3 protein-coding genes are annotated in these 6,729 nt (G+C 55.4%); all 3 read left to right on the top strand.

Going from position 1 to position 6,729, the window contains the following annotated elements:
- Positions 1–52 precede the first annotated feature (52 nt).
- Complete coding sequence (locus tag KK078_RS10080) at positions 53–1,906, top strand: glycoside hydrolase family 31 protein (protein WP_254090139.1); 1,854 nt, start codon at positions 53–55, stop codon at positions 1,904–1,906.
- A gap of 77 nt (positions 1,907–1,983) precedes the next feature.
- The gene (locus KK078_RS10075) at positions 1,984–5,115 is read left to right on the top strand and encodes a SusC/RagA family TonB-linked outer membrane protein (RefSeq protein WP_254090138.1); all 3,132 of its coding nucleotides are present in this window, start codon (positions 1,984–1,986) and stop codon (positions 5,113–5,115) included.
- A gap of 12 nt (positions 5,116–5,127) precedes the next feature.
- Positions 5,128–6,723, top strand: coding sequence for a RagB/SusD family nutrient uptake outer membrane protein (locus KK078_RS10070; protein ID WP_254090137.1), 1,596 nt, complete (start codon positions 5,128–5,130; stop codon positions 6,721–6,723).
- Positions 6,724–6,729 lie beyond the last annotated feature (6 nt).

The raw sequence follows: 6,729 nt of genomic DNA, 5'->3' as shown, positions 1-6,729 counted from the left end.
TTTCACCCCCACGCCGCCATACTAGCTTAGAAGACGCCTCGTGGGCTCGGAGATGGGTATAAGATACAGGATAAAGATCGAGTGGACGCCCGACGGTGGCGCGTATATCGCCGTGAAGCATCTCGACCCCTACCCGCAGGAAGACCAGGAGCGGCTCACGTTGTCGTCGGAGGTGGGCGACGAGATCAACTATTACTTTATCAAGGGGAAGAACGCCGACGATGTCATTGCAGGCTACCGGTACCTCACGGGCAAGGCCCCGATCGCGCCGAAGTGGGCCATGGGCTTCTGGCAAAGCCGGGAGCGGTATAGGAATGCCCAGGAAATGATGAACGTGGTAAAAGAATACCGCAAGCGCGGCATTCCGATCGACAACATCGTGCTCGACTGGCAATACTGGGAAGACCCGAAGTGGGGCTCGCACGAGTTCGACCTGAAGCGTTTTCCGGATCCGGCGGGCATGGTAAAGGAGCTGCACGACGATCTGCATGCCCAGTTGATGATCTCGGTATGGCCCAAGTTCAATACCGGTACGGCCAACTATGAAGAGATGAACAGCAAGGGCTTCCTCTTCGTACGCAATGCCGAGAAGAAACGCAAGGATTGGGTAGGAGTAGGCTACGAGTCTACGTTCTACGATCCGTTCAATGCGGAGGCGGGCAAACTGTTCTGGCACCAGATCGACACACGTCTCAACAGCCTGGGTGTCGATGCCTGGTGGCTGGATGCCACCGAGCCTGACATGCATTCGAACCTTTCGATCGAAGAGCGCAAAGTGAACATGAGCCCCACGGCCCTCGGCCCCGGCGCGAAATATTTCAATGCCTATTCGCTGATGAATGCCAAGGGTGTATACGAGGGGCAACGCAAATCCAGCCCCGACAAACGCGTCTTTATCCTCACCCGTTCCGCTTTTGCCGGGCAGCAACGCTACGGTGCGGCTACCTGGAGCGGTGATATCGTATCGCGCTGGAGCGACTTTGCGGATCAGATCGCGGCCGGTATAAACTTCGGCCTGAGCGGCCTTCCGTACTGGACGATGGACATCGGTGGTTTCTCCGTCGAAAAACGCTACGAGCACGCCACGGGCGAGACCCTGAACGAATGGCGTGAGCTCAACACGCGGTGGTTCCAGTTCGGTGCGTTCTGCCCGCTGTTCCGCTCACACGGCCAGTTCCCCTTCCGCGAGATCTACAACATCGCCCCCGCCGGCACACCGGAGTATACCAGCATGGTCTATTACGACAAGCTGCGCTACCACCTGCTGCCTTATATTTATTCACTGGCGGGCCAAAGCTACTGGAACGATTATACCATCATGCGCGGCCTGGTCATGGACTTCCATGCCGACAGCAAAGTGCACAACATCGGCAGTCAATACATGTTCGGTCCCTCCCTGCTGGTGAACCCGGTATATACGTATAAAGAACGATCGCGCGACGTATACTTACCGGCGACAGACGGATGGTATGATTTTTATACCGGCACCTACTATGCCGGCGGCCGCACCCTGAAGGCCGAAGCACCGCTGGAACGCATGCCCCTGTATGTAAAAGAAGGGTCGATCGTGCCGGCAGGTCCCGCATTGCAGTATACCGGCGAGAAAGTCGCCGACCCGCTGACACTGTATGTCTTCACCGGCAAAGACGCCACCTTTACCCTGTACGAAGACGAGGGTATCAATTACAATTATGAAGAAGGCGCGTATGCCACCATACCGCTGGCCTATAGCGAGTCGACGGGTACGCTCACGATCGGTGCACGCAAAGGCACGTACAAGGGCATGCCGGAGAAACGGACGATACAAATAGTTTGGGTTAAAAAAGACCATGCTGCCGGGGTCGGGCTCGATGTCCGCCCCGACCAGGTGGTGGAATATACCGGCAGCGCGCTGGAAGTCAAATAACCCGGGAAGCTGAATTCACTTCCCGCAGGGGAATTGGAGATATACTCAATCGAAATAACCATAAACCAAATTAACCTATGATGAAACAAATCTACCGAAGCCTGTGGTTTGCTTCTGTATGCTTTCTTCTGGCGGGCCTTACCACGGCGTACGCGCAGAAGCAGGTGATTACAGGAACGATCACAGATGAAACCGGTACGCCGCTGCCGGGGGTGAATATCCTGGTAAAAGGAACCGCCTACGGCACCACGGCCGGTGTAGACGGTGCTTTTACATTGGAGGCAGCGCCGACCGACGTGCTGGTGATATCCTTTATCGGCTATAAAACGACTGAAGTGCCCGTTGGCAACCAGACGAAGATAGCCGTGACACTGGCAGAAGACATGGCGACCCTCGACGAGATCGTCGTGGTGGGCTACGGCGAGCAGAAAAAAGCCCTGAATACGGGCGCCAACCTGCGCGTAAAAGGCGACGACCTGCAAAAGATGAGTACCACCAATGCCCTGCAGGCACTACAAGGCCAGGCGCCTGGGGTGCAAATAGCCTCTACGTCGGGGCAGCCCGGCGAGCCGCTCAAGGTCACCATCCGCGGTTTGGGAACGGTAGGCAACGGTAATCCTCTTTACGTAGTAGACGGTGTATTAACAACGGATATCACCTATCTCAACAACGCCGACATCGAATCCATCGACGTATTGAAAGACGCTGCTTCGGCTGCGATCTATGGTTCGCAAGCCGCCAACGGCGTAGTGCTGATCACCACCAAACGCGGGAAAGCCGGCGCACGCGCGCAGTTGACGTTCGATGCGTTCTACGGTGTACAGAAAGTGGCACGCCAGGTAGATATGCTCAACGCACGCGAATATGCGTCGATCATGAACGAGTCGGCGGTGAATTCAGGCAAGTCCATCGTCTTCACCGACGAGGAGATCGCTGCCCTGGGCAATGGAACCGACTGGCTGGACGAAATGTTTGTGGAGGATGCCGTTACCCAGAACTATGCGTTGGGCGCAACCGGCGGCACCGAAAGCTCGATATACTCGGCCTCACTGGCATACCAGTCGCAAGAAGGTATCATGGGTGGCCGCGGTCTGTCGTATTATGAACGATACAACTTCCGCATTAACACCGAGCACAAGCTCTACAAAGACCTCATCACATTGGGCCAGCACCTGACCTTCGCGTACATAAACAACAACGGCGTGGGTGTAGGGAACCAATATAATAACACGCTTCGCGGAGCATTTAATACCAGCCCCTTCGTGCCGATGTACGACGACCAGGGCAATTTCTTTGACAACAGCGATGCCAGCTGGACGGGCGGCTCGGAAGCCAACCCCTATGCGGAAATGGTGTACAACAACCAGAATCGTAAAAATAACCAGCGGGTCCTCGGTGATGTATACCTGCAAGTAGAGCCTCTGAAGGGCCTGAAGTTCCGTACCAGCCTGGGCCTGGATTATTTCGGTGAAGAGACCCGCGCCTATACACCGGAGTTTAAGCTCTCCATCTATTCGTTCAACAACGTGAGCAAGGTCGACCAATATATGGGCAAGGGTCGCACGCTTATCTGGGATAACCTGATCAGCTATGGTTTTGACATCAATACAGAACATCGCTTCGATGTGATGGTGGGTACCTCGGCCTATCAATACGATCGCTCCGGTATCTGGGGCATCAAGACCGGCAGTGCCCTGGATGGGCTGAAGTATGGTTGGTTGTCAAATGCCTCTACGGTCCTGACACTCGGTGGCGGTCCGACGGACCGGGGCAATGCGGAAGGCCCGCTGATCTTTGATGAGCAGCGTCTGTCGTACTTTGGCCGTTTGAACTATAATTTCAAAGAGACATACCTGCTAAATGCGACATTTCGCGTGGACGGCTCCTCGAAGTTCGACGCGGCAAACCGCTGGGGATATTTCCCGTCGGTGTCTGCAGGCTGGGTACTGAGCAATGAAACGTTCATGCAAGACCAGACCTGGGTTAACAACCTGAAGCTGCGTGCCAGCTGGGGACAGGTGGGTAACCAGAATGCCATGGCGTACCAGTATCTCACACCGATCACTTTCCTGAACGTAAACTATATCTTTGGCCCGGAAGAGGGCAAAGGCGCGCTGGTTCCAGGAGGATATCCCAGCCGGCTGGGTAACCCTGATCTGAAATGGGAAACATCTGAGCAGACAGACATCGGCTTTGATGCACAGTTCCTGACCGGCAAGCTGAACGTAACGTTTGACTGGTATAAGAAAACGACCAAAGACTGGCTGATCACCGCGCCCGTACTCGCAACGGCCGGTGCGCTGCCGCCCGTGATCAACGGTGGTAATGTGAAGAACACGGGAGTCGAGCTGGCGGTGGCGTATAACAACAGCGTGGGCGAGCTGCGGTATACCGTCAGCGCCAACGGTGCCTATAACCGTAACCGCGTGGGCCAGATCCCGACGGCCGACGGCATCATTCACGGTTCTGACAACCAGCTCTACAATAACGCGCTCGAATTCTACCGGGCTGAGAACGGGCATCCCATCGGTTACTTCTGGGGGCTGTCTACGGCGGGCATATTCCAAACAGAAGAAGAGGTACAGTCTTACCGGAATTCAGAAGGCAGCGTTATTCAGCCTAATGCACGCCCGGGGGACGTGCGTTACGTGGACCGCGACGACAACGGTGTGATCGACAACGGCGACAGACACGAGATCGGCAACCCGCTCCCCGATTATACGTTCGGCTTTGCGGTGTCGGCAAACTACAAGGGCTTTGACTTGTCGGTGCAGGCCAGTGGCGTAGCCGGCAACCAGATCGTGCAGTCGTATCGTAACCAGTCCAGCCAGTATGCAAATTATACCACGGCCATCCTGGACCGTTGGCACGGACCGGGTTCGTCCAACACCATTCCGCGTGTAACGGACGACAACCGTAACTGGACCAACTTCTCCGACCTGTACATACAAAACGGCGACTACCTGCGTCTCAACAACGTTACGTTGGGGTATGATCTTAGTAACCTGATGAAGAAAAAATACCTCAGCCAGGTGCGTCTGTATGCTTCCGTCCTGAACGTGTATACGTTCACGAAGTATACGGGTATGGATCCCGAGATCGGCTACGGAATCGACAACGGCGAGCGCGACAAATTCTCGTCGGGCATCGACCTGGGCTACTATCCGCGCCCGCGCACATTCCTGCTCGGTTTGAATGTTAAATTCTAATGCTTGCGAATTATGAAGAAATTTAGTGTATATCTATTAATGTTCATCGCGGCGGCAACCATCAGTGCCTGCAGCGACTTCCTGGACAGCGAGCCGGTTACCGTCGCCACGGAATCGAACTTTTACAAGACACCGAAGGACGCGTATACCGCGCTCGTGGGTTGCTACGACGGTCTGCAAACCGTGTGGGCCGAGGGTGTCAGCCTGCCGGTAGGTTCGGAAATATTTTCCGACAACAGTTTCGGCGGCACCGGTGCATCCGACCAGTTTGGCTACCAGATGATCGACGAGTTTGACAAGCTGCGCTCGCCGGCCGACCAGAACATGTTCAACCTCAACTGGATCGCGTACTACAAAGCCATTTACCGCTGCAACATGCTGATCGGCAAGATGGATCAGATAGAGTGGGGCACCGATCCGGACGGGCTGCGTGCGACCTACGAGTCGGAAGCTCGCTTCCTGCGCGCGTACCTGTATTTTGACATGGTGCGTCTTTGGGGCAGCATTCCGCTGTTGACCGCGCCGTCGGAAGAGAACCTGCAACAGGCAGATCCCACCGAGGTCTATAAAGTCATTGCCGAAGACCTGAAATTCGCGGCCGACAATATGGAAACCGTAACCTACGCCGCGCAGCCTGCTGCCGAGCGAGGCCGTGTTACCAAGTGGGCGGCGGAAGCATTGCTGGCGCGTGTATACCTGTACTACACCGGCTACTACGGCCAAAACGATCTGGCGGGCGTTGTGAGCAAGGCGGAAGCCCTGGCCTACCTGGAAGACCTGATCACGAACAGTGGCCATGCCCTCGTATCGGACTTTGCCAACCTCTGGCCGGCGGCTTCGCTGCTGAACTACGCGGGTGAAGACAACATCGAGACCGTGTTTGCGATAAAATATACCTATACCAGCGACTACTCCGGGAACACCGATGGTAACCACTGGATGGTCATGACCGGCATGCGCGAGCAATTTATCTATCCGTATGGGAACGGCTGGGGCGGTGCCACGGTAACAAAGTCGCTGTGGGATGCCTACGACGAGAACGATACCCGCCGCTTTGCCACGATCATCTCGATTGCAGACGAAGAACTGGACTTCACCAACCAGGAAGGCCAGCGCGAATACACCGGCTACTACAATAAGAAGTATTCACCTATGGTAGATGAAGACGGAAACAGCATTGCTGTAGAGAAGGGTGGCTTTAACTTCATGATCGGCCAATACCAGGATTATACTTCGATACGGTATGCGGACGTGCTGCTGATGGCGGCCGAGCTGGGCAGTGCCAATGCGCAAACGTATTTTGACGACGTGCGCCGCCGGGCTTATAAAGACAACTTTACGCCGCTGGCGGTTACCCAGACCAACATCATGAACGAACGCCGCCTGGAGTTTGCGGGAGAAGGCATTCGTTACTGGGACCTGCTGCGCCAGGGCGTTGACGTAGCGGCCAACGCTATCGCTACATCGGTATCGGTATTGAACGGCGGCGTTGCGGCCGACAAAAAGATCCTGGCGGCGAATATTCAGCTGACCAAGGGACTGCAACAGATACCGTACACGCAGATCACCCTGTCGAACAATGTATTGAAACAAAACGAAGGCTGGTAAGGCCCG

The sequence above is a fragment of the Dawidia soli genome, from assembly GCF_018598185.1.
Lineage (GTDB): Bacteria > Bacteroidota > Bacteroidia > Cytophagales > Cyclobacteriaceae > Ohtaekwangia > Ohtaekwangia soli.
The sequence above is the reverse complement of the archived record's forward strand: the minus strand, read 5'-3'. Positions and strand labels throughout refer to the sequence as shown.